General features: G+C 71.3%; 22 protein-coding genes and 2 pseudogenes. 17 read left to right on the forward strand and 7 right to left on the reverse strand.

What is annotated here, in order from left to right:
* Positions 1-67 precede the first annotated feature (67 nt).
* The 3 genes from E4N62_RS34610 (at position 68) to E4N62_RS34620 (ending at position 3,229) form a co-directional block, all read left to right on the forward strand.
* Entirely contained in the window at positions 68-727 is a 660-nt protein-coding gene (locus E4N62_RS34610; RefSeq protein WP_230220799.1) for a YceI family protein, read from the forward strand.
* A gap of 92 nt (positions 728-819) precedes the next feature.
* On the forward strand, positions 820-1,365 hold the full coding sequence (locus E4N62_RS34615; protein ID WP_230220801.1) for a hypothetical protein: 546 nt from the start codon (positions 820-822) through the stop codon (positions 1,363-1,365).
* A 157-nt stretch (positions 1,366-1,522) separates the two neighbouring features.
* A complete protein-coding gene (locus tag E4N62_RS34620; RefSeq protein ID WP_230220803.1) occupies positions 1,523-3,229 on the forward strand; it encodes a sigma-70 family RNA polymerase sigma factor in 1,707 nt (568 codons plus the stop codon).
* On the opposite strand, the gene E4N62_RS34625 is transcribed toward E4N62_RS34620, so the two are convergent.
* Entirely contained in the window at positions 3,211-3,918 is a 708-nt protein-coding gene (locus tag E4N62_RS34625) for a glycerophosphodiester phosphodiesterase (protein WP_230220805.1), read from the reverse strand. The genes E4N62_RS34620 and E4N62_RS34625 overlap by 19 nt on opposite strands.
* Before the next feature lie 26 nt (positions 3,919-3,944).
* Positions 3,945-5,013: pseudogene (locus E4N62_RS34630) on the reverse strand (adenosine deaminase).
* Here E4N62_RS34630 and E4N62_RS49775 point away from each other — a divergent pair.
* From E4N62_RS49775 to E4N62_RS34645, 3 genes are all read left to right on the forward strand, one after another.
* Positions 4,915-5,115: a hypothetical protein gene (locus E4N62_RS49775; protein ID WP_230220985.1), complete on the forward strand. Its 201-nt coding sequence runs from the start codon at positions 4,915-4,917 to the stop codon at positions 5,113-5,115. The pseudogene E4N62_RS34630 and the gene E4N62_RS49775 sit on opposite strands and share 99 nt — an antisense overlap.
* 149 nt (positions 5,116-5,264) lie before the next feature.
* On the forward strand, positions 5,265-5,702 hold the full coding sequence (locus tag E4N62_RS34640) for a hypothetical protein (RefSeq protein ID WP_230220807.1): 438 nt from the start codon (positions 5,265-5,267) through the stop codon (positions 5,700-5,702).
* Between the two features lie 440 nt (positions 5,703-6,142).
* Positions 6,143-6,451: a DUF4190 domain-containing protein gene (locus tag E4N62_RS34645; protein WP_230220809.1), complete on the forward strand. Its 309-nt coding sequence runs from the start codon at positions 6,143-6,145 to the stop codon at positions 6,449-6,451.
* A gap of 85 nt (positions 6,452-6,536) precedes the next feature.
* On the opposite strand, the gene E4N62_RS34650 is transcribed toward E4N62_RS34645, so the two are convergent.
* Entirely contained in the window at positions 6,537-7,130 is a 594-nt protein-coding gene (locus E4N62_RS34650) for an NADAR family protein (protein ID WP_230220811.1), read from the reverse strand.
* A 213-nt stretch (positions 7,131-7,343) separates the two neighbouring features.
* Here E4N62_RS34650 and E4N62_RS34655 point away from each other — a divergent pair, with 213 nt between their 5' ends.
* The 7 genes from E4N62_RS34655 (at position 7,344) to E4N62_RS34685 (ending at position 15,240) form a co-directional block, all read left to right on the forward strand.
* A complete protein-coding gene (locus E4N62_RS34655) occupies positions 7,344-8,879 on the forward strand; it encodes a gamma-aminobutyraldehyde dehydrogenase (RefSeq protein WP_230220814.1) in 1,536 nt (511 codons plus the stop codon).
* An 82-nt stretch (positions 8,880-8,961) separates the two neighbouring features.
* The gene (locus E4N62_RS34660; RefSeq protein WP_230220816.1) at positions 8,962-10,206 is read left to right on the forward strand and encodes a spermidine/putrescine ABC transporter substrate-binding protein; all 1,245 of its coding nucleotides are present in this window, start codon (positions 8,962-8,964) and stop codon (positions 10,204-10,206) included.
* An 8-nt stretch (positions 10,207-10,214) separates the two neighbouring features.
* On the forward strand, positions 10,215-11,387 hold the full coding sequence (locus tag E4N62_RS34665) for an ABC transporter ATP-binding protein (RefSeq protein ID WP_230220818.1): 1,173 nt from the start codon (positions 10,215-10,217) through the stop codon (positions 11,385-11,387).
* Entirely contained in the window at positions 11,387-12,328 is a 942-nt protein-coding gene (locus E4N62_RS34670) for an ABC transporter permease (RefSeq protein WP_230220820.1), read from the forward strand. The genes E4N62_RS34665 and E4N62_RS34670 overlap by 1 nt, the downstream gene beginning before the upstream one ends.
* Positions 12,329-13,129, forward strand: a complete 801-nt coding sequence (locus E4N62_RS34675; protein ID WP_230220822.1) for an ABC transporter permease — start codon at positions 12,329-12,331, stop codon at positions 13,127-13,129.
* A gap of 38 nt (positions 13,130-13,167) precedes the next feature.
* Positions 13,168-14,586 carry an FAD-binding oxidoreductase gene (locus E4N62_RS34680; RefSeq protein ID WP_230220824.1) on the forward strand — a complete coding sequence of 473 codons (1,419 nt, stop codon included), beginning with the start codon at positions 13,168-13,170 and terminating at the stop codon, positions 14,584-14,586.
* 201 nt (positions 14,587-14,787) lie between these two features.
* Positions 14,788-15,240, forward strand: coding sequence for a hypothetical protein (locus tag E4N62_RS34685; protein WP_230220826.1), 453 nt, complete (start codon positions 14,788-14,790; stop codon positions 15,238-15,240).
* Between the two features lie 177 nt (positions 15,241-15,417).
* Here the strand turns inward: E4N62_RS34685 and E4N62_RS34690 are convergent, their stop codons facing one another.
* Positions 15,418-16,107, reverse strand: coding sequence for a phosphatase PAP2 family protein (locus E4N62_RS34690; RefSeq protein ID WP_230220828.1), 690 nt, complete (start codon positions 16,105-16,107; stop codon positions 15,418-15,420).
* A gap of 389 nt (positions 16,108-16,496) precedes the next feature.
* Positions 16,497-17,831 carry a 4-aminobutyrate--2-oxoglutarate transaminase gene (gene gabT, locus E4N62_RS34695; protein ID WP_230220830.1) on the reverse strand — a complete coding sequence of 445 codons (1,335 nt, stop codon included), beginning with the start codon at positions 17,829-17,831 and terminating at the stop codon, positions 16,497-16,499.
* 271 nt (positions 17,832-18,102) lie between these two features.
* On the opposite strand from gabT, the gene E4N62_RS34700 reads away from it, so the two are divergent.
* Both E4N62_RS34700 and E4N62_RS34705 read left to right on the forward strand, forming a co-directional pair.
* The gene (locus tag E4N62_RS34700; RefSeq protein WP_230220832.1) at positions 18,103-20,250 is read left to right on the forward strand and encodes an ATP-binding protein; all 2,148 of its coding nucleotides are present in this window, start codon (positions 18,103-18,105) and stop codon (positions 20,248-20,250) included.
* Positions 20,251-20,479: 229 nt separating this feature from the next.
* A pseudogene (locus E4N62_RS34705) lies at positions 20,480-22,350 on the forward strand (PucR family transcriptional regulator).
* Positions 22,351-22,439: 89 nt separating this feature from the next.
* Here E4N62_RS34705 and E4N62_RS34710 read toward each other — a convergent pair.
* Positions 22,440-23,018 carry a TetR/AcrR family transcriptional regulator gene (locus tag E4N62_RS34710; RefSeq protein WP_230220834.1) on the reverse strand — a complete coding sequence of 193 codons (579 nt, stop codon included), beginning with the start codon at positions 23,016-23,018 and terminating at the stop codon, positions 22,440-22,442.
* A gap of 90 nt (positions 23,019-23,108) precedes the next feature.
* On the opposite strand from E4N62_RS34710, the gene E4N62_RS34715 reads away from it, so the two are divergent.
* A complete protein-coding gene (locus tag E4N62_RS34715) occupies positions 23,109-23,555 on the forward strand; it encodes a DUF1772 domain-containing protein (RefSeq protein ID WP_230220836.1) in 447 nt (148 codons plus the stop codon).
* Between the two features lie 19 nt (positions 23,556-23,574).
* Here the strand turns inward: E4N62_RS34715 and E4N62_RS34720 are convergent, their stop codons facing one another.
* Positions 23,575-23,925, reverse strand: a complete 351-nt coding sequence (locus E4N62_RS34720) for a hypothetical protein (protein ID WP_230220839.1) — start codon at positions 23,923-23,925, stop codon at positions 23,575-23,577.
* Between the two features lie 194 nt (positions 23,926-24,119).
* On the opposite strand from E4N62_RS34720, the gene E4N62_RS34725 reads away from it, so the two are divergent.
* Entirely contained in the window at positions 24,120-25,607 is a 1,488-nt protein-coding gene (locus E4N62_RS34725; RefSeq protein ID WP_230220841.1) for an aldehyde dehydrogenase family protein, read from the forward strand.
* Positions 25,608-25,683 lie beyond the last annotated feature (76 nt).

Below are 25,683 nucleotides of genomic sequence, written 5' to 3' on the forward strand. Positions count from 1 at the left end.
TTCGCACCGGGCGGATTCATCGACCAAGGGTTGCGGCGCATCTCGTCGTGCCGTAGTTACGTGAATCATGAACCTGTTCACCCGTGCTGCGTCCCTGCGCCGCCCGGCAGCCCCCACAGCCTCGCGACTCCCCCACGAGTCCGGGGCATTCGCTCCCGACGGCACGTCCGACCCCGCCCTCACGATGCTGACCGGCGAATGGATGATCGACGCGGCGCACAGCCGTATCGGTTTCTCCGTCCGGCATGCCCTGGTCACGACCGTGCGAGGCGCGTTCACCGAGTATCAGAGTCGACTCTATTTCGACGGCCGTGATCCTTCGCGTTCGAGGGCCGAGATAGTGCTGTCCACCACGTCGGTCGATACCGGGGTGGAACAACGTGATGCCCATTTGATGGGTCGCGATTTCCTGGATGCCGCGACTTATCCACGTATGCGCTTCGTCAGTACGGCGGTGCGTCTCGTGGGCAACGATGTCTACCGCATGGCCGGTGAGCTCACGATCAAGAGCACCACCCGTCCCGTCGATCTGGAACTCACCTACATAGGCCACGTCATGGACCCGTTCGGATACGAGCGGGTCGGTTTCGACGGGACCACCACCATCAATCGCTCCGAATGGGGCCTCACCTACAACCAACGGCTCGCGGAGGGCGGCGCCATGGTGAGCGAGAAGGTGCGCCTGCAGTTCGACATCGCCGCGATCCGCTCGGCCCCCGGCGGCTGACGGTCCGTCGCGAACCCGTGCTCCCGTGGGGGCCCGACATCTGTCGGGCCCCCATTTTTGAACACGTTCAAGCGGGGGCGTACGCTCACGGCGTGAGCGACAGAGCCGCCCTGTTGAAGGGTATCCGTGCGTGGTTGGTCTTCTTCGTCGTCTGTCTGGTGCTGAGCGGCGCCACAGCCTTCCCGCTGGTCCACGAGCTGCGCTGGACCGAGGAGTTGCTGCGGTCGCTGTCCGTCGGGGAGTACCTGCCGGCGCTCGTGGAGTGGATCGAGCGGGTGCGGGCGGGACTCGTCGAGGCCGACGCCACCTACCCGTTCCTCCTGTACGGCACGGACTGGCTGGCCTTCGCGCACCTGGTGATCGCGGTGTCCTTCTACGGCCCCTACCGTGACCCGGTCCGCAACATCTGGGTCATCGAGGTCGGCATGATCGCCTGCGCGGGCATCATCCCGCTGGCCCTGATCTGCGGGCCGATCCGCGACATCCCCTTCTGGTGGACCGTGATCGACATGTCGTTCGGGGTCTTCGGGATCATCCCGCTCCACGTCGTACGGCGGCGGGTCAAGCGGCTGGAGGCCCTCACCGGTGGATGGGACCGAAAAACTGTTATCCCGGCCGTCTCCACACCGTCTCCGTAGGCACCCCTGTCTCCCCACATGCAGGAGCGAGCCGTATGAGCAGTGTGAGCGGTGTGATCTCCGCCTCGGAGGTTCCCCAAGCCGCAGCGATGGCTGAGAAGGTACGGAACACAGCCGAGTGAACAGGGTGAGCCCAGCGGGATCGAAGGGGACGTACGTGGACGGGCGGCAGTGGCGGTCCACCATCGCGGCCGCGCAGGCGGGGGACCGGCGCGCCCTCGACGAGCTGGTCGAGGGCTGGTTGCCGCTCGTCTACAACATCGTCGGCCGGGCCCTCAACGGCCACGCCGACGTCGACGACGTCGTGCAGGAGACCATGCTGCGCGCCGTCGACAACCTCGACACGCTGCGCGATCCGGACAGCTTCCGTTCCTGGCTGGTCGCGATCGCGATGCGGCAGATACGGGACCGGGCGCGCCGCCGCACCGCCGACCAGATGGACGACCACGACGCCCACGGCGCCGCCGACTTCGCCGAACTGACCGTGCTGCGACTGCAGCTGGAAGGGCAACGCAAGGAGGTCGCGGAAGCGGTCCGCTGGCTCGACGACGAGGACCGGCAACTGCTGTCGCTGTGGTGGCTGGAGGTCGCGGGTGAACTCACCCGGCGCGAACTCGCCGCCGCCGTCGGCATCAGCAGGCAGCACGCCGCCGTCCGCGTCCAGCGGATGAAGGCCCGGCTGGAGACCGCGCGCGGCATCGTCCGTGCCCTCGACGCCTCCTGCTCCGACCTGGGCCGGGTCACCGCACACTGGAGCGGGCAGCCCGATTCGGTGTGGCGCAAGCGCATCGCCCGGCACATCCGCGGCTGCGCCCGCTGCGACGGCCACGGCCGCCCCGGTGAGGTCGTCCCCGCCGAACGGCTCCTCGTCGGGCTCGCCCTGGTCCCCGTCCCCGTGGGCTTCACCCTGTCCCTGGCGTTCGGCGGCAAGACGGCCGTGGCGGCGACGACCGCGACCGCCTCCGTGAGCTGGTCCGCCAAGGTGATCGGTGCCCTCGCCAAGCCCGCCGTCGTGGTGACGGCGAGCGCGACGATGGTCGCCGGGGGCGCGTACGTGGTGACGCAACCCCCCGAGGACCGGCCCACGCAGGCCGCGCCGACCGCGCTGAGCACGGCCCGGGGGCCCGCGCCCCCGGCACCCCGCACCCCGTCGCGTTCCCCGTCGCCGTCGTCCTCACCGTCCCCCTCGGCTTCCCCGTCGCCGAAGAAGGAGAAGGAGAAGGAGAAGGAGCCGAAGACCCTGTACGGCACGGTCGTCGACGTGGCGGACCGGGCGCCGGACCCGGACACTCCGCCCGCCGCCCTCCCGCGCCGGCCCGAGTCCGGCATCACCAGCAGCGGTGGCCCGCGGACCGCGATGAACCACCGGGGCGACAACGTGACGTTCACGGGCCGGGGGTACGTCCTGGTCCGCTGGCAGATCCTGCCCCAGTACCGGCCGGGCGGACTGGTCATGCCGGCCTGGACCGGTCTGGAGGGCAAGCTCTTCCACGTCGCCTCGGGCGGAGGCCGCCGCATGGACGACCCGACCTCCGCCGACGGCAGGACCTCGAGCATGGGCGGCCCCGACACCGGCTACACCGTCCTGCCCGAGGGCACCCAGCAGATGTGGCAGAACGAGTACTTCTACCTCGACGGCACGGTCACGCTCACCCAGAACGAACGCGGTGCCGACTACAACATCACCGTCGCCCCCTCCACCTGGGACGCCGTGACCGAGGACATCGCCATCGGCCCCGACCGGGGGGCCATCCGCTTCGGCCTCGTCCGCGACGACGGCAAGGACTCGGCGCCGGTGCCGCAGTACGTCACACGGGAGAGGCCGGCGGACGCGGCGACCGTGCCTCAGCGGTCCGAGGTGTAGCCCTCACCGCTCGCTCTGAGGGTGCACAGGGCGTCGACGCGGTTGGTGGTGATCGAGTCGACACCCCAGGACAGCAGACGGCGCATGGAGCGTCGGGTGTCCGGGGTCCAGGCGGAGAGGAGATAGCCGTCCCGGTGGACACGGTCCGCCAGGGGGCGGGTGAGGAGGCCGAAGCGGTAGTTCAGCCAGCGCGGACGGATGGCGTCGAGCAGGGCGGGACGCGGCGGTGCGGAGGTCTTCCAGGTCAGGGCGAGCTCGGCCGCGGGAGCGGCGGCGCGGACCGCGAGCACGGTCCGCGGGTCGGCGCTGTAGTAGACACGGGCCTCGGCGTCGCACTCCCGCACGACGCCGAGGATCTGTCGCACCGCCCGCGGGTTCACCGCACCCGGCAGATCCACCATGACGCGGCTGCCCTCGGTGGCGAGCAGCGCGTCGGCCAGTGTCGGCACCCCGTCGGCCGTCAGCCCGCGCAGCTCGGCGGCGGACAGCGCGGCCAGCGGCCGGTCCACCTCCCACAGGCGGTTCAGCGTCGAGTCGTGGAGCAGGACCGGCACCCCGTCACGGGTCGTCCGTACATCGAACTCGACGACGTCCGCGCCCAGTTCGAGCCCGGCCCGCAGGGAGTCGAGCGTGTTCTCGCGGTGGCGGTAGGGGGCGCCGCGATGGGCGACGGCTGTCACGGTGCGCATGGTGGTGGATCCCGGTGCCGATCGGATCAGGGGGTCAGCCAGGTCGAGGTGTAGGTGTCGATCTCGGCGGTCACCCGGGCCTTGCCCGGCTCGTCGAGGAAGGACGCCTCCACCGCGTTCTTCGCGAGCGCGGCCACCCCCTGCTCGTCGAGGTCGAGGAGGCGCGCGGCCACCGCGTACTCGGTGTTCAGGTCGGTGCCGAACATCGGCGGGTCGTCGGAGTTGACGGTGACCAGCACACCGGCCTCCACGAACTCCTTGATGGGGTGCTCGCCGAGGGTGCGGACCGCTCGGGTCGCTATGTTCGAGGTGGGGCAGACCTCCAGGGCGATCCGCCGCTCGGCGAGATGGGCCAGCAGCTTCGGGTCGCGGGCCGCGCTGGTGCCGTGGCCGATGCGCTCCGCGCGCAGCTCGTTCAGCGCGTCCCAGATCGTCTCGGGCCCCGTGGTCTCGCCGGCGTGCGGCACGGAGTGCAGCCCGGCCGCGATCGCCCGGTCGAAGTACGGCTTGAACTGCGGCCTCGGCACGCCGACCTCGGGTCCGCCGAGGCCGAACGACACCAGCCCCTCGGGGCGCAGCCGGTCGTCGGTGGCGAGCCGCGTGGTCTCCTCGGCCGCGATGGGTCCCGCCTCGCCGGGAATGTCGAAGCACCACCGCAGGACGGTCCCGAACTCGGCCTCCGCCGCCTTCCGGGCGTCCTCGATCGCGTCCATGAACGCCCGCTCCTCGATCCCGCGACGGGTGGAGGAGTACGGGGTGATCGTCAGCTCGGCGTACCGCACCTGCTGCCGGGCGAGGTCCCGGGCCACCTCGAACGTCAGCAGACGGACGTCCTCCGGGGTGCGGACGAGGTCGACGACGGACAGGTACACCTGGATGAAGTGGGCGAAGTCAGTGAAGGAGAAGTAGTCCGCGAGGGCCTCGGGGTCCGTGGGCACCTGGGAGTCGGGGTGGCGGGCGGCCAGTTCCGAGACGATGCGGGGAGGCGGAGCCGACGTGGTGCACATGCAGTTCGGCCTTCGGCAGACCGGCGATGAAGGCGTGCAGGTCGCGGGCGCCGGGGGCGGCGGCGGTGCCGGCGACGGCGGGGCTCAGGGGCACGCCCTGCGGGGTGCGGCGGTCGGTCAAGGTTTCTCCCCGGGAACGGCGTCCGCCCCGGACCGTGGTCTGCTGCGGGGGACGCGGGTGATCGGCTGATCGGTGACTCGGGGATCATCGTAGGCGGCCGTCCACACATCGAACCCCGGGCCTTAGCATGACCGAACGTACAGCTGAACGTGTCCGATGAACGCGTCCGACGGAGAAACGACGCGGAGCGGCACGGAACGTCACAGGGGGACCCGCTCATGTCAGCCGACGAGGCACCGATTCCGGAAACACCGGCCGCTCCACAGCCGGCCCCGTGGGCGTCGCCACAGGGCGACGCCGCGCTACCGCCGACGGTGGTCGACGGCACCACGCTCCCCACGGTGACCGACGACGCCGCCCCGCTGACCGTGGTCGACGGGGCGACGCTGCCGACGGTGACCGACGACGCCGCCCCGCCGACCGTGGTCGACGGCGCCACGCTCCCCACGGTGACGGAGGACGCGGTACCGACTCCGACGGTCGCCCTCGACAAGCCGAGCACGCCGACGGGGTCCACCGGTTCCGCCCACTCCACCAACTCCGCCGACGCAGCGGGCTCCGCCGAGACCGCGGCCCCGGTTCCGCCCGCGTGGTCGGCTCCGGGCGCGTCCTCCGTACCCGCGCCTCAGGCTCCGTACGATCCCTGGGCCGCGTAGGCCGACACCCGGCGCAGGGCAACCCTGCCGCCTCTCCTACCCTCCCTCCCTCCCGCGCCCTCGCCGCACGACCAGATGACGGTGCTGTCCGCTCCGGCGCGTTCGCACCCCGGGTGACCGGCAGCCGACGCCATCGCCCGCCCGGCCCCCAATCCCTTCGCCCCGCCCGCGCCCGGCGCGACCGAGGCACATCAAGCCACACCCGCGCCCCACGCTTCCTACCCGACGCCCATGGCCTCCGCGCCCTACGGCGCCCCGGCTCGCCATTACCTCCGCCCATCGGCCCCGAAGGGCCGGGACAGGTTCCGTACGGATACCCCCAGTACCCGGGGTATCCGGGTGCGCAGGCCCACCCCGGCGCCGGTTACCCCGGCCCGGGAGCGGGCTACGCCTGGCCCGTCCTGGCGCCACCGCCGAGCAACGGGATCGGGATCGCGGCGATGGTGCTCGGCATCTGCGCCGCCGTGCTGTTCTGTCTGTGGCCGTTCGCGATCCTGCTCGGGATCATGGCCATGATCTTCGGCTTCGTCGGCCGGGCCAAGGCACGCCGGGGCGAGGCGACGAACCCGGGGCACGCCCTGGCCGGGATCATCTGCGGAGCCGTCGGCATCCTGCTCGGCATCGGCTTCATCGTCCTCATCGTCCTGGCGTCGGAGAACGACGGTTACGACTCCGACACCGACCCCTTCGACGACAGCTACTCGACGTCGCTGTCCCTGGTGCTGCCGGTGAGGGAAGGCGGCGTGTAGGCGCCTCGAAAGAGCGCCCCGTCAGGGGCGCGGGGAACTGCGCGACCAGCCACGACGCGCCCGCAGCCGCCCACCGCCCTTCGTGTCACCCCCGGACGGCGCCTCCGGCAGACAGCGGAGCGTCCCCGCTCGCCAGTCTCTCCCGGGCCGCCATCAGCGCGAAGCCCAGCAGATTGGGGCCCCGCCACCGCGCGGGGTCCATGGCGCGCTCGTCGTCCGCCGCGAGCCCGATGCCCCAGACCCGGTCGACGGGGCTGGCCTCGACGAGCACCCGGTGGCCCGTGCCCAGGAGGAACCCCCGTAGGTCGGCGTGGGCGGCGAATTTGTGGAAGCTTCCCTCGACGACGATGCCGAAGCGCTCCCGCTCCCACAGTTCCTCGTCGAAGCCGCGCACCAGCCGCCCGACCTTCTTGGCCTGCGCGGGGCTCGACGCGGCCACGGCCTTGCGTTCCGCCTCCGGATCCTGGAACAAACGGGCCTTCGAGGCCATCATCCAGTGCTCGGCCGTCGCGTACTCCACGCCGTCCACCGTGAACGGTGACGGCCACCACTGGCTCAGACAGCTCGCGCCGATCCGGCCGTCCGGCAGCGGCCGGTGCCCCCAGAAGTGCAGGTACCTGACCCTCGCCCCCGTGCGGACCGCCTGCGTCAGCGTGTCCCAAGAATCGATCTTCTCCATGCCGACGAGTCTGGCAGGAACCACTGACAGACCGTCCTCGTTTTCCTGTGCCGACTGGACACCTGGTCGACAGATTCCGTCGCGTAACCAAAAGGCAACAACGGAATCACTTGTTGGTGCCGCCCAGCTCTGTCAGGATCGGCACTCAAATCGAGCTGGAGCTACGCCACCCGCCCCCGAGGGACAGAGGGGGCACCGGCGGAGGAGAGCGACATGCAGAACCCGGGCACCGCCACCCCGGAACGATTCCCCGCACAGGACCGCTTCGCGGTCGGCGCGCAGTTCGTCGCCGGCCGCCCGACCAAGGGCACGTCGGGCCGCACCCACGCGGTCGTCGACCCCGCGACCGGCGACGAGGTCCTCACCTACGAGCTGGCCGGACCCGACGACGTGGACGCGGCCGTCGCCGCCGCCCGCGCTGCGTTCCCCGGCTGGGCCGCCACCACGCCCGGCGAGCGGTCGGACGCGCTGCACCGCCTCGCCGCGGTCCTGGCCGACCGGGCGGAGGAGTTCGCGCGGGCCGAGGCCCTGCAGTGCGGCAAGCCGCTCAAGCTGACGCGCGAGTTCGACGTGCCCGGCACCATCGACAACACGGCGTTCTTCGCGGGCGCCGCCCGTCACCTGCAGGGCCAGTCGGCGGGCGAGTACTCGGGGGACCACACCTCGTACGTACGCCGTGAACCCATCGGCGTCGTCGGTTCCGTCGCGCCCTGGAACTACCCGCTGCAGATGGCCGCCTGGAAGATCCTCCCGGCGATCGCCGCGGGCAACACGATCGTCCTGAAGCCCGCCGAGCTCACCCCGCTCACCTCGTTGCTCTTCGCGCAGGCCGCCACGGACGCCGGCCTCCCCGACGGCGTGATCAACATCGTCACCGGCACCGGCAGGGAGGCCGGTGAGCACCTCGTCGGCCACCCCGATGTGGTCATGACCTCCTTCACCGGGTCCACGGCCGTCGGCAAGCGCGTCGCCGAGATCGCCACCGCCACCGTCAAGCGCATCCACCTGGAGCTCGGCGGCAAGGCCCCGTTCGTGGTCTTCGACGACGCCGACCTGGAGGCCGCCGTCCACGGCGCGGTCGCGGGTTCCCTCATCAACACCGGCCAGGACTGCACGGCCGCCACGCGCGCGTACGTGCAGCGGCCCCTCTACGAGGAGTTCGTCGCGCGGACGGCCGCCCTGATGGAGACCGTCCGGCTCGGCGACCCCTTCGCCCCGGGCACCGACCTCGGCCCCCTGATCTCGCACGTCCAGCGCGACCGGGTCGCTGCCTTCGTCGAGCGGGCACGCGCGTACGCGCGCGTGGTCACCGGCGGTGAAGCGCCCGGGGGAGAGCTGGAGAACGGCGCGTACTACCGGCCCACCCTGATCGCGGACGCCGCCCAGGACAGCGAGATCGTCCAGGCGGAGATCTTCGGCCCGGTGCTCGTGGTCCTGCCCTTCGACAGCGACGACGAGGGCATCCGGCTCGCCAACGACACCCCGTACGGACTCGCCGCCTCCGCCTGGAGCCGGGACGTGTACCGCACGGGCCGCGCCACCCGCGAGATCAAGGCCGGGTGCGTGTGGGTCAACGACCACATCCCGATCATCAGCGAGATGCCGCACGGCGGCTACAAGGCGTCCGGCTTCGGCAAGGACATGTCCGCGTACTCGTTCGAGGAGTACACCCAGATCAAGCACGTCATGTTCGACAATACGGCGACCGCCAGGAAGGACTGGCACCGCACGATCTTCGGGGACCGCTAGTCAGCCCGGGGACCGGCCGCCCGACCCCGGCCGGTCCCCGCCCACCCTCCCGAAAGGGCACGTCCGAAAGGGCACCACGCGCATGGAGCAGTACGAGCCCGACCGCCTCTCACCGGCCCAGGAGTCCGCCGTACGGCGCAGCCTCACCGGCGGCCGCGCCGCGCTCAGCCGCCGTTCGCTGCTGCGCGCCGGAACGGGCGGCGCACTCGCGGTCGGCGGGCTCGGGGCGCTGAGCGCCTGCGGCATCCCCGCGGCGAAGAGCACCTCGGGCGGCTCGTCCGAGGACCACTCGGCCAAGGAGAAGGAGGTCAACTTCTCCAACTGGACCGAGTACATGGACGTCGACGACAGCGGCAAGCGCCACCCCAGCCTGGACCAGTTCACCCGGCGCACCGGCATCAAGGTCAAGTACACCGAGGACATCAACGACAACGTCGAGTTCTTCGGCAAGATCAAGCCGCAGCTCGCCGCGGGCCAGGACACCGGACGCGACCTCATCTGCGTCACCGACTGGCTCGCCGCCCGGCTGATCCGCTTCGGGTGGGTCCAGAAGCTGGACGCGTCCAACCTGCCGAACGCCTTCATGAACCTGTCCCAGCAGTTCCGCAGCCCGGACTGGGACCCGGGGCGGGCCTACTCCTACCCCTGGCAGGGGATCTCGACCGTCATCGCCTTCAACAAGAAGGCCCTGGACGGCGAGGAGGTGAGGTCCGTCTCCGACATGCTCGACAACCCCAAGTTGAAGGGTCGTATCGGCTTCCTCTCCGAGATGCGCGACAGCATCGGGATGACCCTGCTCGACATGGGCAAGGACCCGGCGACGTTCGGCGACGACGACTACGACGCGGCGATCGCCCGCCTGCAGAAGGCCGTCGACAAGGGCCAGATACGCCGCTTCACCGGCAACGACTACACCTCCGACCTGACCAAGGGCGACCTCGCGGCCTGTATCGCGTGGGCCGGTGACGTCGTCCAGCTCAGGGCCGACTCCCCGGACGTCGACTTCGTCATCCCCGACAGCGGCTACATGACCTCGACCGACAACCTGCTGATCCCGAACAGGGCCCGGCACAAGACCAACGCCGAACGGCTCATCGACTACTACTACGAGCCGAAGCCCGCCGCCGAACTCGCGGCGTACATCAACTACGTGTGCCCCGTCGACGGAGTGAAGGCGGAGCTGGCCAAGATCGACCCGGACGCGGCGAACAACCCGCTGATCATTCCCGACGCGGCCATGGCGGCCAAGTCCCACGCCTTCCGCTCCCTCAGCAGTAAGGAAGAGACGGCGTACGAAGAGAAGTTCGCGAAGCTGACAGGGGCGTGACGAGGACGATGACCAGCAAGAAGAGCAGCAAGAACGCCGCGGACGACGGCAGCGGCGACGTCCGCCTCTCCGGCATCGGCAAGACCTACGGCTCCTTCACCGCCGTGCACCCGCTCGACCTGACCGTGCCGGAAGGTTCCTTCTTCGCCCTGCTCGGCGCCTCCGGCTGCGGCAAGACCACCACCCTGCGCATGATCGCGGGTCTGGAGGAACCTTCCTGCGGAAGCGTCCGACTCGGCGACCAGGACGTCACGCACCTGCCCCCGTACAAGCGGCCGGTGAACACGGTCTTCCAGTCGTACGCCCTCTTCCCGCACCTCGACATCTTCGAGAACGTCGCCTTCGGTCTGCGCCGACGCGGCATCAAGAGCGTGAAGAAGCAGGTCGAGGAGATGCTGGACCTGGTCCAGCTCGGCGAGCAGGCCCGCAAGAAGCCGCACCAGCTCTCGGGCGGCCAGCAGCAGCGCGTCGCCGTCGCCCGCGCCCTCATCAACCACCCCAAGGTGCTCCTCCTCGACGAGCCCCTCGGCGCCCTCGACCTCAAACTGCGCCGCCAGATGCAGCTGGAGCTCAAACGCATCCAGACCGAGGTCGGCATCACGTTCATCCATGTCACGCACGACCAGGAGGAGGCCATGACCATGGCCGACACGGTCGCCGTGATGAACGGCGGCCGGGTCGAACAACTCGGCTCGCCCACCGACCTGTACGAGAACCCGCGGACCACCTTCGTCGCCAACTTCCTCGGCACCTCCAACCTCATCGAGGCCGAGGTCGACTCCCGCAGCGGCGACGACATAGTGCTGAAGGCCGGCGACGGCAAGCTGATCCTGCCCGACGCCCGATGTTCGGCGCCCGCGACCACCGGCGGCAAGGTCCTCGTCGGCGTACGCCCCGAGAAGATCACCCTCACCCACGCGGACGACGCGGGGGAGATCCCGGTCGGCCGCAACCGCATCACCGGGAAGATCGCCGCGACCAGCTTCATCGGCGTCTCCACGCAGTACGTGATCGACAGCTCGGTCTGCCCCGAGTTCGAGGTCTACGTCCAGAACATCGACCGCGACACCCGGCTCGTCCCCGGCGCCGAGGTCGTCCTGCACTGGAGCCCCGCGCACACGTTCGGCCTGGACGCCGCCCAGGACATCGACGCGGGTGTGGACGAGGGGGTGGCCGTCTGATGTCGACCGGAACCCTCGCCGAAGCCGAGGCACCTCCACCCCTCGCCCCGGTCCCGGCCACCGGGAAACCGCCCCGCAAGAGGGGCCGCTGGACGCCTTACCTGCTGCTCGCGCCCGGTCTGATCTGGCTGCTGGTCTTCTTCGCGATGCCGATGGTCTACCAGGCCTCCACGTCCGTGCAGACGGGCTCGCTGGAGGAGGGCTACCAGGTCACCTGGCACGTCGCGACCTACTGGGACGCGCTGAGCGAGTACTACCCGCAGTTCCTGCGCTCGGTGCTCTACGCGGGCTCGGCGACAATCCTGTGCCTGCTCCTCGGCTATCCGCTGGCCTATCTGATCGCCTTCCGGGCCGGTCGCTGGCGCAATCTGATCCTGATCCTGGTGATCGCCCCCTTCTTCACCAGCTTCCTGATCCGCACCCTCGCCTGGAAGACGATCCTCTCGGACGGCGGCCCGGTCGTCGGCGCCCTCAACACGCTGCACGTCCTGGACGTCACCAGCTGGCTCGGCCTCACCGCCGGGGACCGGGTGCTGGCCACCCCGCTCGCCGTGGTCTGCGGCCTCACGTACAACTTCCTGCCGTTCATGATCCTGCCGCTCTACACCTCCCTCGAACGCATCGACGGACGGCTGCACGAGGCGGCCGGTGACCTGTACGCCCGACCGTTCACCACGTTCCGCAGGGTCACCTTCCCGCTCTCCATGCCGGGCGTCGTCTCCGGCACCCTGCTGACCTTCATCCCGGCCAGCGGCGACTACGTGAACGCCGAACTCCTCGGCTCCACCAACACCCAGATGATCGGCAACGTCATCCAGAGCCAGTTCCTGCGGATCCTCGACTATCCGACGGCGGCGGCGCTCTCCTTCCTTCTCATGGCCGCGATCCTCCTCATGGTCACGGTCTACATCCGAAAGTCCGGGACGGAGGACCTGGTTTAAATGGCCTTCGTCAATTGGCTCAAGCGCCGACTCGTCGTCATCGCGGGACTGCTGACGCTCGGATATCTCCTGCTGCCGAACATCGTCGTCACGGTCTTCTCCTTCAACCAGCCGAAAGGCCGCTTCAACTACGAGTGGCAGGAATTCTCCACCGCCGCCTGGACCGACCCGTGCGGGGTGGCCGACCTGTGCGGCTCGCTCTCGCTCAGCCTCCAACTCGCCGCCTGGGCGACGCTCGGAGCGACCGCCCTGGGCACGATGATCGCCTTCGCGCTGGTGCGGTACCGCTTCCGCGCGCGCGGCGCCGTCAACTCGCTGATCTTCCTGCCGATGGCGATGCCCGAGGTCGTGATGGCCGCCTCGCTGCTCACCCTGTTCCTCAATCTGGGTGCTCAGCTGGGATTCTGGACGATCCTCATCGCCCACATCATGTTCTGCCTCAGCTTCGTCGTGGTCGCCGTCAAGGCACGGGTGATGTCGATGGACCCGAGGCTGGAGGAGGCCGCGCGCGACCTCTACGCCGGGCCTGTCCAGACCTTCGTCCGGGTCACCCTGCCGATCGCCGCACCCGGTATCGCGGCGGGCGCGTTGCTCGCCTTCGCGCTCTCCTTCGACGATTTCATCATCACCAATTTCAACGCGGGATCGACCGTCACCTTCCCCATGTTCGTCTGGGGTTCGGCGCAACGCGGCACACCCGTCCAGATCAATGTCGTCGGTACGGCCATGTTCCTGGTCGCCGTACTGTTCGTCGTGGCCGGAATGGCCATCGGAAATCGCAGAAAGCGGCAGAAGGCATGACGCCGCTCGTTTCGATGACCCTGTAGGGAGTTGAAATCATGGCCCCGAGCGCCATGAACCGTTGGACAAAGTCCCTCTCCGACGCACAGCCGGTCCCGTTCTGGCTCGAAGACCCCGGCAAGCCCCGCCCCGAGCCCGCGCTCACCGGCGCCGAGACCTGCGACCTGCTGGTCGTCGGCGGCGGCTACAGCGGACTGTGGACCGCGCTGAACGCCAAGGAGCGCGACCCCGGACGGGACGTCGTCCTGCTGGAAGGCCGCGAGGTGGGCTGGGCCGCCTCCGGCCGCAACGGCGGCTTCTGCGCCGCCTCCCTCACCCACGGCCTGGCCAACGGCCTCGCCCGCTGGCCCGACGAGATCCACAAGCTGGAGGAACTGGGCGCCCGCAACCTCGACGAGATCGAGGCGGCGGTCGCCCGCCACGGCCTGGACTGCGACTTCGAACGCACCGGCGAGATCGACGTCGCCACCGAGACGTACCAGGCCTGGGAGCTGCGCGACTGGTACGACGAGATCGCCCGCAAGGGCCTCGCCGACGGCATCGAGTTCCTGGACGCCGACGCCGTGCGCGACCAGGTCGCCTCACCCACCTTCGAGGCGGGCCTGCACGACCGCCGGGGCGTGGCCATGCTGCACCCCGCCAAGCTCGCCTGGGGCCTCAAGCGGGCCTGCCTGAACCTCGGAGTCCGGGTCTACGAGCACACGCCCGCGCTGAACCTGAAGGCGTACGGCGCCGGCATGGCCGTCCGCACCCCCTACGGCCAGGTCCGTACCCGGCAGGTGGCGCTCGGCACCAACATCTTCCCCAGCCTGGTCAAGCGCGTCCGCGCGTACACCGTCCCCGTCTACGACTACGCCCTGATGACCGAGCCGCTCACCGCCGACCAACTGGCGTCGATCGGCTGGAAGAACCGGCAGGGGCTCGGGGACTCGGCCAACCAGTTCCACTACTTCCGGCTCAGCGCCGACAACCGGATCCTCTGGGGCGGCTACGACGCGGTCTACCAGTACGGTGGCCGGGTGCGCGCCGAGTACGACGACCGGCCGGAGACGTACGCCAAGCTGGCCGGCCACTTCTTCACCTGCTTCCCGCAGCTGGAGGGCGTCCGCTTCACCCACGCCTGGGGCGGGGCCATCGACACCTGCTCCCGCTTCTCCGCGTTCTACGGCACCGCCCACCAGGGCAGAGTCGCCTACGCGGCCGGCTACACCGGGCTCGGCGTGGGGGCCACCAGGTTCGGCGCGGACGTCATGCTGGACCTCCTCGCGGGGGAGCGCACGGAGCGCACCGAGCTGGAGATGGTGCGCAAGAAGCCGCTGCCCTTCCCGCCGGAGCCGTTCGCCTGGACCGGTATCGCCCTCACCAAGTGGTCGCTGGCCCGCGCCGACTCCCACGCGGGCCGCCGCAACCTGTGGCTGAAGGCCATGGACCGGCTCGGGCTGGGCTTCGACAGCTGAGGCAGCGGGCACCCGGAACCCGTGGTCGAGAGGGCGTGCGGGCGCACTCGTGATCGACAGGCGTGCGCCCTGCCCGACCGTCTTACGCCATTCACCACCAAGAAATCGCCAGAACCCGCGTAATGCCCGGCCGGAACCTCTGTCTGTGCTCCTGACGCGAAACCGCGTCCGCAGGAGCTCTAGGAGAGGAAGGTCCCTGTCATGACTGGGGCCAAGACGGCGGTCGAGTGGCTGGCATCCGTGTCACCGGATCCCGAGGCCTGTCGCTGGGAGTGGGAGCGCAACCCCCTGGGGGTCGCCCTGCTTCCGGCCGGCAGGGCCTGGGACGTGCTGATCCTGCCGGGTGAACTCGGCTATCCCACGCTCGATGTCCTGACCCGCATCATCGATCAAACCGGGCCCGTGCTCGCCGACTTCGGCGACGACCGCATGGGGTTCTTCGTACCACCGGGCACGGCGTCCCGGTGGCTGGGCACGGGGGTGCGCAGCGCGGGCGGCGGCACCTGGATCGTGGTGCCGTACCCGGGCCGGCAGACCGGCGGCGTCCGCTGGCTGGTCCCACCGGACGGCAGCGGCACCCTCATCGACCCGGCTCTCCTCGAACTGGCCATGCACGAGGCGGCGGCGAGCCTGGCGAGGGACGAAGACCGGTAGCCGGGGCCGACCGCCCCGTGTCGTGACGAGCGGCCGTCCCCCGGCCGCAACCCGCTCTCGTCGGCCGCCCGTGCGGCCGACGCGAAAGCGGACACCGAACAGATGTCGAACGGACGTCGAAATGACCCACGAGTGTCGAGTCGATCCGACCCACACGTGTCGAACGGAGCGCGCACGTCACCCGGGACGGCGCCGCACCCCGAACCACAGCGAGGAGAGCAGCAGCGCGCACACGCACCAGCTCGCCACCACGTCGAGCGGCCAGTGGTAGCCCTGCCGGACCAGCCCGAAGCCGACCCCGATGTTCACGACGACCGCGACGGCGACGGCCGCGCGGCGCGCGAGGGTGCCACGCAGCCAGGGCCACAGCAGCAGGACGGCGGAGCCGTACGCGACCGAGGCGGTCGCGGTGTGGCCGGAGGGGTAGAAACCCGTCCCAGGGCCCATGATCGGCGGGCCGGACCGGGCGATGAGTTCCTTCAGCGGGACGACCCACAGGGGTACGGCGGCCATCAGGAGGGCCGCGGCGGCGGACGGCCGCCACCAGTGGTCCCGACCGGTGACACGCGCCCGCCACGCGACGAACAGGAGCACCAGGGCGAGGGCCGGGACGGCGACCGTGATGTTGCCGAGGTCGGCGAGGAACTGCGTGGGGGCGCCCCGGTGGACGAGCGAGTCGCTGAGGCGTTCGTCCAGGCGGGCCAGCGGGCCGCGCGCGAGGACCTGCCAGGTGATCAGCGCGAAGAGAAGGGCCGGGGCGCCGCCGAGAAGGAGGAGGCGGGCGGCGCTGCGGCCCGAGGGGGTGGTCGGCCGTCCTCGAACAGGGGGGGTGGTTCGAGGACGGCCGTCCGGATCGGTGTGCCGCACGCCCCGGGGGGTTTGGGGCGGGCGGCCATCCGATCGGTGAGGAGATCCGGAGCCGGAAGCTCCGAGTGTGTGCGCGAGGGCACGACCAGGGCGAAGCTGGGGAGGCCCCGACCCGGTGTCACCCACAGTCCCCTGTGGGCGGGGTGTATCTCTCATCTGCGTCCGAACCTACGGCAGCGAGCGCGGCGAGGACAGGTGGAATCGCGACCCGACATGCACCTTGCACACCTTCTTCACGCCCTCTGACGCTTGTCCGCAGGGACCGGAATCCGGGCTCGGATTCCGGTTCCGGGAAGCGTGGGACGTCGGGGACGGATGGGGGATTCCGTATGCGAGCGCCGTGCGGAGAACGGGCTCCCGCGCAGGTGTCCGGCCCTCTCTGACGTGTGTCAGATGCGAGTGAACGCCTGCTCGATGATGTCGAGGCCCTCGTTCAGGAGGTCGTCGCCGATGACGAGCGGCGGCAGGAAGCGCAGCACGTTGCCGTAGGTGCCACAGGTCAGGACCAGCAGCCCCTCCTGGTGGCATGCCTTGGCGAGCGCGGCGGTCGCCTCGGGGTTCGGCTCCTTCGTCGTACGGTCCTTGACCAGCTCGATGGCGATCATGGCGCCGCGGCCGCGGATGTCACCGATGACGTCGAACTTCTCGGCCATGGCGGTCAGGCGCGCCTTCATCGTCGCCTCGATGTTCTTCGCCCGGGTGTTGAGGTCGAGCTCCTTCATCGTCTCGATCGAGCCGAGGGCGCCCGCGCAGGCGACGGGGTTGCCGCCGTAGGTGCCGCCCAGGCCGCCCGCGTGCGCCGCGTCCATGATCTCCGCGCGGCCGGTGACGGCGGCGAGCGGGAGACCGCCGGCGATGCCCTTGGCGGTGGTGATCAGGTCCGGCACGATGCCCTCGTCCTCGCACGCGAACCACTGGCCGGTGCGGCAGAAGCCGGACTGGATCTCGTCGGCCACGAAGACGATGCCGTTGTCGGAGGCGAACGTGCTGATCGCGGGCAGGAAGCCCTTGGCCGGCTCGATGAAGCCGCCCTCGCCGAGCACCGGCTCGATGATGATCGCGGCCACGTTCTCCGCGCCGACCTGCTTGGCGATCTGGTCGATCGCCTGCGCGGCGGCCTCCGGGCCCGCGTTCTCCGGGCCGGTGGGCCAGCGGTAGCCGTAGGCGACGGGCACGCGGTACACCTCGGGCGCGAACGGGCCGAAGCCGTGCTTGTACGGCATGTTCTTCGCGGTCAGCGCCATCGTGAGGTTGGTGCGGCCGTGGTAGCCGTGGTCGAACACGACCACGGCCTGGCGCTTGGTGTACGACCGGGCGATCTTCACCGCGTTCTCGACGGCCTCGGCGCCGCTGTTGAACAGCGCGGACTTCTTGGCGTGGTCGCCCGGGGTGAGCTCGGCGAGGGCCTCGGCGACCGCGACGTAGCCCTCGTACGGCGTGACCATGAAACAGGTGTGCGTGAAGTCCTGGAGCTGGGCGGTCGCCCGGCGGACCACGGCCTCCGCGCTCGCGCCGACGCTCGTGACGGCGATGCCCGAGCCGAAGTCGATCAGCCGGTTGCCGTCGACGTCCTCGATGATGCCGCCGCCCGCGCGCGCGGTGAACACGGGCAGCACCGACCCCACGCCCGCCGCGACGGCGGCGACACGGCGAGCCTGCAGTTCCTGGGACTTCGGTCCGGGGATGGCGGTGACGACGCGGCGCTCCTGGGGAAGTGCGCTCATGTGGGGCTCCTGGGGTGGTACGGACGTCTTGGCTTCTTTTCTCGCAGGCTAGGGCGACGGCCGGTGGGTGGGCATGCTCCATGTGGGCGTTGTCGGGTGTTCGTCTTGTCCGGGTTGGACATGGAGGAACGGGGGCACGGGTGTGCGCCCTGCCGCGTAATACGGTGGGCACACGGGTCCGCCCGGCCGCGTAAACGGTGAACTCCCCATGCGGGAGCGTTAGATTGGCTCGCTGATGGTGGACGGAACGGCTGGTCAGGGGGCAAGCGCGATGAACAGCGACGGGACGCGGGACGCGCGGGGCACACATGCGAATCCTGTGCCGCGTCCGGCGGGGTCGCCGGAGATGCCGGCCGCACCTCCCGTGCCGCCGATGCCCGCGGGGGCGCCGGGCGCACCGGGCATGCCGGGCGTGCCGCCCCGGCCGGACGGGAACGCCTTCCTGTCCTGGCTGCGGACGCCCCGGCCCGACGCGGCCCCCGGAGTGTGGCGGTTCGGCCACCGGCCGCGGCCGGAGGAGGAGCCGGAGACCGTCCCCGCCCGGCAATTGCTGGGCGGCGCCCTGATCGCCTTCCTCGTCGGCTGGCTGATCTGGTCCCTGCTCTGGAACGGCTACCTCGGCGGCTGGTGGTTGCTCCCGCTCTACGCGATGGTGCCGGACTCCTGGGCGCCCCCCAACTCTTACACCGCAGCAGTACTGGGTTGGGTCTGGTACATCGTCGTCGCCCTGGCGATCCTGGTCGGCGTCGGACGGCTCGGCCGCTGGGGCGAGATCTGGCGCCGTTACGGTGCCTCGCGCCTCCGGCAGCCGCGGGAACGGCAGGTCGTACCGCCGCCCCAGGACGACCCCGCCCAGTGGAACCAGCTGCGGGAGGCCGGGGCCGGGGAGGCCGCCGAGCGGCTCGTGGCCGAGGCCGGGGCCGGGCTGATGCGGGACGTGGACCACGCGCGGATCATGCGGGCGTGGCAGGGCGTGCGCAGCGGCCGCCACAGTCTGGCGACGTTCACCGGCGCCGTGCTGAAGGACGGGGCGGCCGCGTGCCTGCACCCCTCCGGGGAGCGGGACCTGCCCACCCGGCTCGCCAGGCACGACCTGGTCACCGGGCAGGTCCGCCTCGGCGGCACCGTCGACGACCCGCGCAACCCGTACGCCTACCGGGGCACGGGCCTCGCCCTCGGCCCCGAACTGCTCGGCACGTCCCTGCTGGCCGTCGGGCCCGCCGGGTCGGGGAAGACCGGCAGTGTCGTCTGGCCCGTCGTCGAGTCGCTGTGTCTGCACGCGCTCGCCGGGCGGGCCGCCGTGGTGGTCGTGGGCGCGGCGGGGGCGGGGCTCGGCCCGGCCGACGCGTACGACGTCGTCGTGCGGATCGGGAACCCGGAGTCCGTGTACGACCTCGACCTCTACGGCGGGACCACCGATCCCGACGAGGCGGCCGCCGTCCTCGCGGAGGCGCTCGTCGGTGATCTGGCCGACCCGCACCCCGGCGGCGACAGTCGGCGCTCGACCACGGTCCTCGCCCAGTTGCTCGGCCCGTTCCGGGCGGTGCACGGACGGTTCCCGTCGGTGCCGCAGCTGCGGCAGCTGCTGGACGGCGCCCCCGGCCCGCTGGGCGAGCTGCGCGCGGCCCTCCAGGACGCCGGGCAGGAGTCGCTGCTGCGGGAGCTGGACGCGCGGGAACGCCAGCTCGGACACCCCGGGGACGTCGGGAGCGTCCTGGCGGACCGGGTCGCCCTGCTCGACCGGCCGGCCTTCGCCGCGTTCTTCGACACATCCGGCCAGTCCCGGCCCTTCTCGCTGCGGGCCCTCGACCACCCCGTACGGGTCCGGATCGACCTCCCCGAACGCGGTCACGCCGACGCCTCGCGCATCCTGGCGCGGCTGGTGCTCGCGCAGTTCACCGCGAGCGTCGCCGTCCGGGAGGACCGGTCGCTGTTCGCCTGCCTCGTGCTGGACGACGCCACGGGCGTGGTCACGCCGGAGGCCGTACGCGGCATCCAGCGGCTGCGGTCCACCAACGCGGGGGCCGTCCTCACCCTGCGCACCCTCGACGACGTGCCCCGGCCGCTGCGCGGCCCGCTCCTCGGCGCCACCGGCTGCCGGATGGCGCTGTCCGGGCTCACCCCGTGGGACGGGCAGGACTTCGCCGAGGTGTGGGGCAAGGAGTGGACCGAGGCCAGGGACGTCACCGACCGGCAGATCATCGCCGACTCCCCGGCGGGCAAGGCCTGGCACGCGCTGCGCCGGGTCATGACCGGCCACGCGCCCACGGCTCGGGCCGTCACCGTCCGGCAGGTGGAGCGGGAACGCTGGTCCGCGTCCGAACTGGCGCACGGGGTGCCGCCGGGGCACGCGGTGCTCTCCCTGACGAACGTGCGGGGCGAGCACGCGCCGCCGTTGCTGGTGGACCTGCGGGGCTGAGGGGCGCGCGCCGAGGGGAGCTGTCGGGAGACGTCCGTGGGATCGTCGGCGGACCGCTCGTGGGGTCGTCGGGTGCGTTCGATTCGAGCCATTCGGTGTGCGGTGCGTGGGACTTGTGATCGTACGGTGAGGCAGAATCGGGACAGGCCGTTCATACGCGGCGGCCAAAAGGCCTTGTCTGTTCCCCGCCCGGTCCTCTTCCCGCCTCCGACGTCGACCTGAAGGTCCCATGCCCCCGACGCTCGCCTCGCTCGTCCACCACTCCGCGCTCAAGCTGACCGTGCGGGCGGGCGAGGAGCGCCTCGACGTGCCGGTGCGCTGGGCGCACGCCAGTGAGCTCGCCGACCCCGTGCCGTACATGGAGGGCGGGGAGCTGCTGCTGATCACCGCGCTGAAGCTGGACGCGGAGGATCCGGAGGCGATGCGGCGCTATGTACGGAGGCTGGTGGGGGCCGGGGTGGTCGGGCTCGGGTTCGCCGTCGGGGTGCACTACGAGGACATCCCCAGGCGCTCGTCGACGCGGCCGAGGGGAGGGACTGCCCCTGCTGGAAGTCCCCCGGCGCACGCCCTTCCTCGCCATCAGCAAGGCGGTGTCCGCCGCGATCGCCGCCGAACAGTACCGGGCGGTGACGGCGGGGTTCGCCGCGCAGCGCGAACTCACCCGGCAGGCCCTGGCGGCCGGACCCGAGGGGCTGCTGGGCGCGCTCGCCGGGCAGGTCGACGGGTGGGCGGCCCTGTACGACGCCTCCGGCGCGGTCGTCGCGGTGGCGCCCGAGTGGGCGGAGCGGCGGGCCGGGCGGCTCGTCGCCGACGTCGAACGGCTGCGGGACCGGCCCGCTCCGGCCAGCGCGGTCGTCGGCGGCGAGGACCGCGTCGAACTGCACTCCCTCGGCACCGGCCGCCGGGCCCGCGCCGCCCTCGCCGTCGGCACGGCGGCGGCTCTCGGTACGGCCGAGCGGTACGCCGTGCACTCCGCGATCGCGCTCCTCACCCTCACCACGGAACGGTCGGGCTCGTTGCACGCCGCCGAGCAGCGGATCGGCGCGGCGGTGCTGCGCATGCTGCTGGCGGGGGAGTGCGACCACGCGCGCGCCGTCGCCGGGGATCTGTACGGGGGCCTTTTGGACGCCCCGTTCCGGCTGATCTCGCGGAGGCGGCGTCGGCTTCGGCCGCGCGGGCGCGGATGGAGGGGGCGGTCGGTGCGGTGGGGACGGCGGGCGCCGTGGAGGAGGCGGTCGGGGCCGGGCCGGTGAGTTCGGCCGGGGGCGCGCGTGCCTCCGAAGGGTGCGCGGGGTCGGGGACGGGGCTCGGTCCGGGCTTGGGGCGCGCAGGGGCTGCTGGGTCCGGGCGCGCGGCGGCGGGCGCGGCCGGGGCGTTACCGCCGAAGTCGTACGGGCCCCGGCGGGCGGGACAGCCGGTGGCGACTCGGGTGGGGAACCGCTCGGGCAGCTCGTCGAGGTGGTGGAGGCGGCAGCGGCGCGCGCCGGGGAGGCGGTGCTGGTGGTGCCCGACGGGGAGCGGCTCGTCGTGCTCGCCGTCGACGGGGGCGCGGCGGTGGCCGCGTGCGGGGAGTTCGCGGTGGCGTTGGAGACGGCTCGGGCGGCGGGGCGGGACCCGGTGTCCGCCGGCGCCTCCGGCTCCGCGGCAGTCGGTGGGGGCGTCGAGGAGGAGGAACTCGTCGTCGGGCTGTCCGCGCCGGCCGGGCCGATCGCCGCGGCGGCCGCGTACAAACAGGCCGAGCAGGCGTTGTCCGTGGCCCGGCGCCGGGGGCGTTGTCTGGTCGAGCACGAGGAGCTGGCGGCGGGGTCCGTGCTGCCGCTGCTCGGGGACGACGCCGTGCGGGCCTTCGCCGACAGCCTGCTCCGCCCGCTGCGTGAGCACGACGCGACGGGGCGGGGGGATCTGGTGGCCTCGCTGCGGGCGTGGTTGTCGCGCCACGGCCAGTGGGACGCGGCTGCCGCTGACCTGGGAGTGCACCGGCACACGCTGCGGTACCGGATGCGCCGGGTGGAGGAGATCCTCGGCCGGTCCCTGGACGATCCGGACGTGCGGATGGAGTTGTGGTTGGCGCTGAAGGCCACGGCGGCGGCCGGGGAGTAGGGCGCACTTCCGTACCCGTACCCGCGTACCCGTACCCGACTGCCCGTACCTGTCTCTGCCCGTGCGGCTGCGGGCCCGCCGAGGCCTCCTCAGATGATGGCGAGCCGGTCCACCAGCAGCTCCACCCTGCGTTCGGTGTCCTCCGGCGGGAGCCGTCGGGCGCGGGTGAGGCCGGCGAGTCCGTGCAGGGCCGCCCAGAACACCTCGGTGAACAGTCCCGGGTGGACGCCCTCCCCGGCGACCTCGTCGAGGTTCTCCAGCAGGGCGGCGAAGGCGTCCTTCAGCGGTTCGGGGGTGTCCTCGTGGGCGAACGCCAGGCCGCCGTCGAGCCGGAACATGGCGTCGTAGACCGCCGGGTGGTGTTCGGCGAAGTCGAGGTAGGCGCGGGCCAGGGCGGTGACCCGGGAGCGGGGGCCCTCCGCGGCCGAGGTCGAGGCCCGTAGCGCCGCCGCCATCTCGGTGGCCCCCTCCAGGGCGACGGCTCCGATGATCTCGCGCTTGCCGCGGAAATGGCTGTAGAGGACGGGCTGGCTGTACTCGATACGCTCCGCGAGCCGACGGGTGGTGACCGCGTCCCAGCCCTGATCCTCGGCGAGTTCGCGGGCCGTGGCCACGATGAGGCGTTCGCGGACCGCCCGTTCGCGCTCCTTGCGTTCCTGAACCGACATGTCTCGATCCTAGCATCGCTAGACAATCGAGCGGTGGAAGGTCTAGCGTCGCCTCATCAGCTAGCGACGCTAGATTCCTGGAGGGTCATCATGCTCGACGCACTTGAGGTGTTCACCACGGTGGTCATCGGCCTGATGGTGGGGGTGGAGTTCTCCGTCGCCTTCGTCATCAACCCGATCCTCAACGGACTGCCCGAGGAGAGTGCCGTGCTCGGTCGCGCCCGCGGGGGCCGGATGCTCGGCGCCGCGATGCCGGTCTGGTACATCACGTCGCTCGTGCTCGTCGCGGTCTGGGCCGTCGCCGGATGGCAGCACCGCGGCACCGGTCTCGTGGTGACCGCCGGGGTTCTGCTGGTCGTCAGCGTGATCATGTCGCTTCTGCTGCTCGTCCCGATCAACAACCGGGGCAAGACCTGGACGCCCGAGACCCGACCCGAGGACTGGAAGGAGCAGGCGAACCGCTGGGACCGCTTCCACTACGCCCGCGTCGCCGTCATCATCGCCGCCTTCACCCTGCTGGTCGCGGCCCTCGCCTGAGCCCGCCTGCGCACGTGGCTCACGCCCGCAGGCACGCCACCTGTGGGTCGTAACAGACGAGCCCGTGCTCGTGGGCCAGTGAAGCGGCGTGATCAAGGACCTCTTGGGCCGCGCGATAGGACATGACCAGGTGGACGATCGGCCCCGAGGCTTCGTCGACGACCGGGGGCGACGCCCGGACGGTGTCGCCGTCGATGTCGTCCGGGTATCGCTGGAGGAGTGCCTCGACGTAGGCCGCGATGGCCGGGGTCGGGGGCGCGGTGACCTCGTCCGACTCCAGGTGGCGCGCATGGAGCTCGTCGTGGACCGAGCACGCTTGATCGTCGTCGAGTGGGCGTGCACCGTCCCACCCCGCGAGGTCGTAGCTCATGGGGGGGGATCCTCGCAGGCGGCGCTCCGGTCGGGTCCGATGGGCCTGATTCCGGCGGTGTCGGTGCCCCACTCGTCCAATCCGGCGCAACCCCCGGCCGTACTCATACGTGCCGGACAAACGACCCCTCGGCGACCCGGCCCTACCGTGGAGCGGAAGCCGAAGTGTCACTTATCGAAGGGCCGGGAACGACTATGACCGCCACTCACGCCTTCTGGCTCGCCGGCCGTCGGGCCACCGGTGAGACCACGTTCGATGTGACGTCGCCCTGGGACGGCCGCTCGGTCGGCAGCGTGAGTGTGCCGACGGACGAGCAGGTCGAGGAGGCCGTGGCCGCCGCGTACGCCGTGCGGGACGAGTTCGCGGCGACGCCCGCGCATGTGCGGGCCGCGGTCCTGGACCGGGTCAGCCGGAGTCTGGCCGAGCGGACCGAGGAGATCGCGCAGCTGATCTCCGCCGAGAACGGCAAGCCGATCAAGTGGGCGCGGGGCGAGGTCGGCCGGGCCGTGTCCGTGTTCCGGTTCGCGGCCGAGGAGGCCCGGCGGTTCAACAGCGGCGAGGCGCAGCGGCTCGACACCGACCTCGGCGGTCAGGGGCGGCTGGCCCTCACGCGCCGCTTCCCCAAGGGCGCCGTCCTCGGTATCGCGCCCTTCAACTTCCCGCTCAACCTCTGCGCCCACAAGATCGCCCCGGCGATCGCGGCCGGTGTGCCGATCATCCTGAAGCCCGCCCCGGCCACCCCTCTCTCCGGTCTGATCATCGGAGAGCTGCTCGCCGAGGCCGAGGCCCACGCGGCGACCGCGACAGGCGCGGGAGCCGGGACCGTGCTTCCGGCCGGCTCCTGGAGCATCCTCCCCGTCGCCAACGACCGCATGCCCGCCCTCGTCCAGGACGAGCGGCTGCCCGTGATCTCCTTCACCGGCTCCGAGAAGGTCGGCTACGCGATCATGGACTCGGTGCCGCGCAAGCACTGCACCCTGGAGCTGGGCGGCAACGGCGCGGCGGTCGTGCTGGCCGACTACGCGAGCGACGAGGACCTCGACTGGGCCGCGACCCGTATCGCGACCTTCTCGAACTACCAGGGCGGCCAGTCCTGCATCTCGGTGCAGCGGGTGATCGCGGACGCGTCCGTGTACGAGCGGCTGCTGCCGCGCATCGTCGCCGCCGTCGAGGCCCAGGTGACCGGTGACCCGTCCGACGGCGCCACCGACGTCGGACCGCTGGTCGACGAGAACGCCGCCAAGCGGGTCGAGGCGTGGGTCCAGGAGGCGGTCGACGCCGGGGCCGCCCTCCTCACCGGCGGCAAGCGCGACGGCGCCACGTACGCGCCGACGGTCCTGGCCGACGTACCCGCCGACGTGACCGTCTCCTGCGAGGAGGTCTTCGGACCCGTCCTCACCGTACGGAAGGTGGAGGGGGAGGCCGAGGCCTTCGCCGCCGTCAACGACTCCAAGTACGGCCTCCAGGCGGGCGTCTTCACCCACGACCTGCAGACCGCCTTCCGTGCCCACCGCGCGCTGGAGGTCGGCGGCGTGATCATCGGCGACGTGCCGTCCTACCGCGCCGACCAGATGCCGTACGGCGGCGTGAAGCAGTCCGGGACGGGGCGTGAGGGCGTGAAGTTCGCGATGGACGACTACACCTACGAGCGGGTCATGGTCCTGACGGGGCTCCAGCTCTGACGCCCCACTGAGATCTCCCGTCCCACCCCTAGCTTCTGACAATCGTTTTCAGGTAGCCTGGGGTCAGATCCCGGGA

This window comes from Streptomyces sp. MNU76 (assembly GCF_020982545.1).
GTDB lineage: Bacteria > Actinomycetota > Actinomycetes > Streptomycetales > Streptomycetaceae > Streptomyces.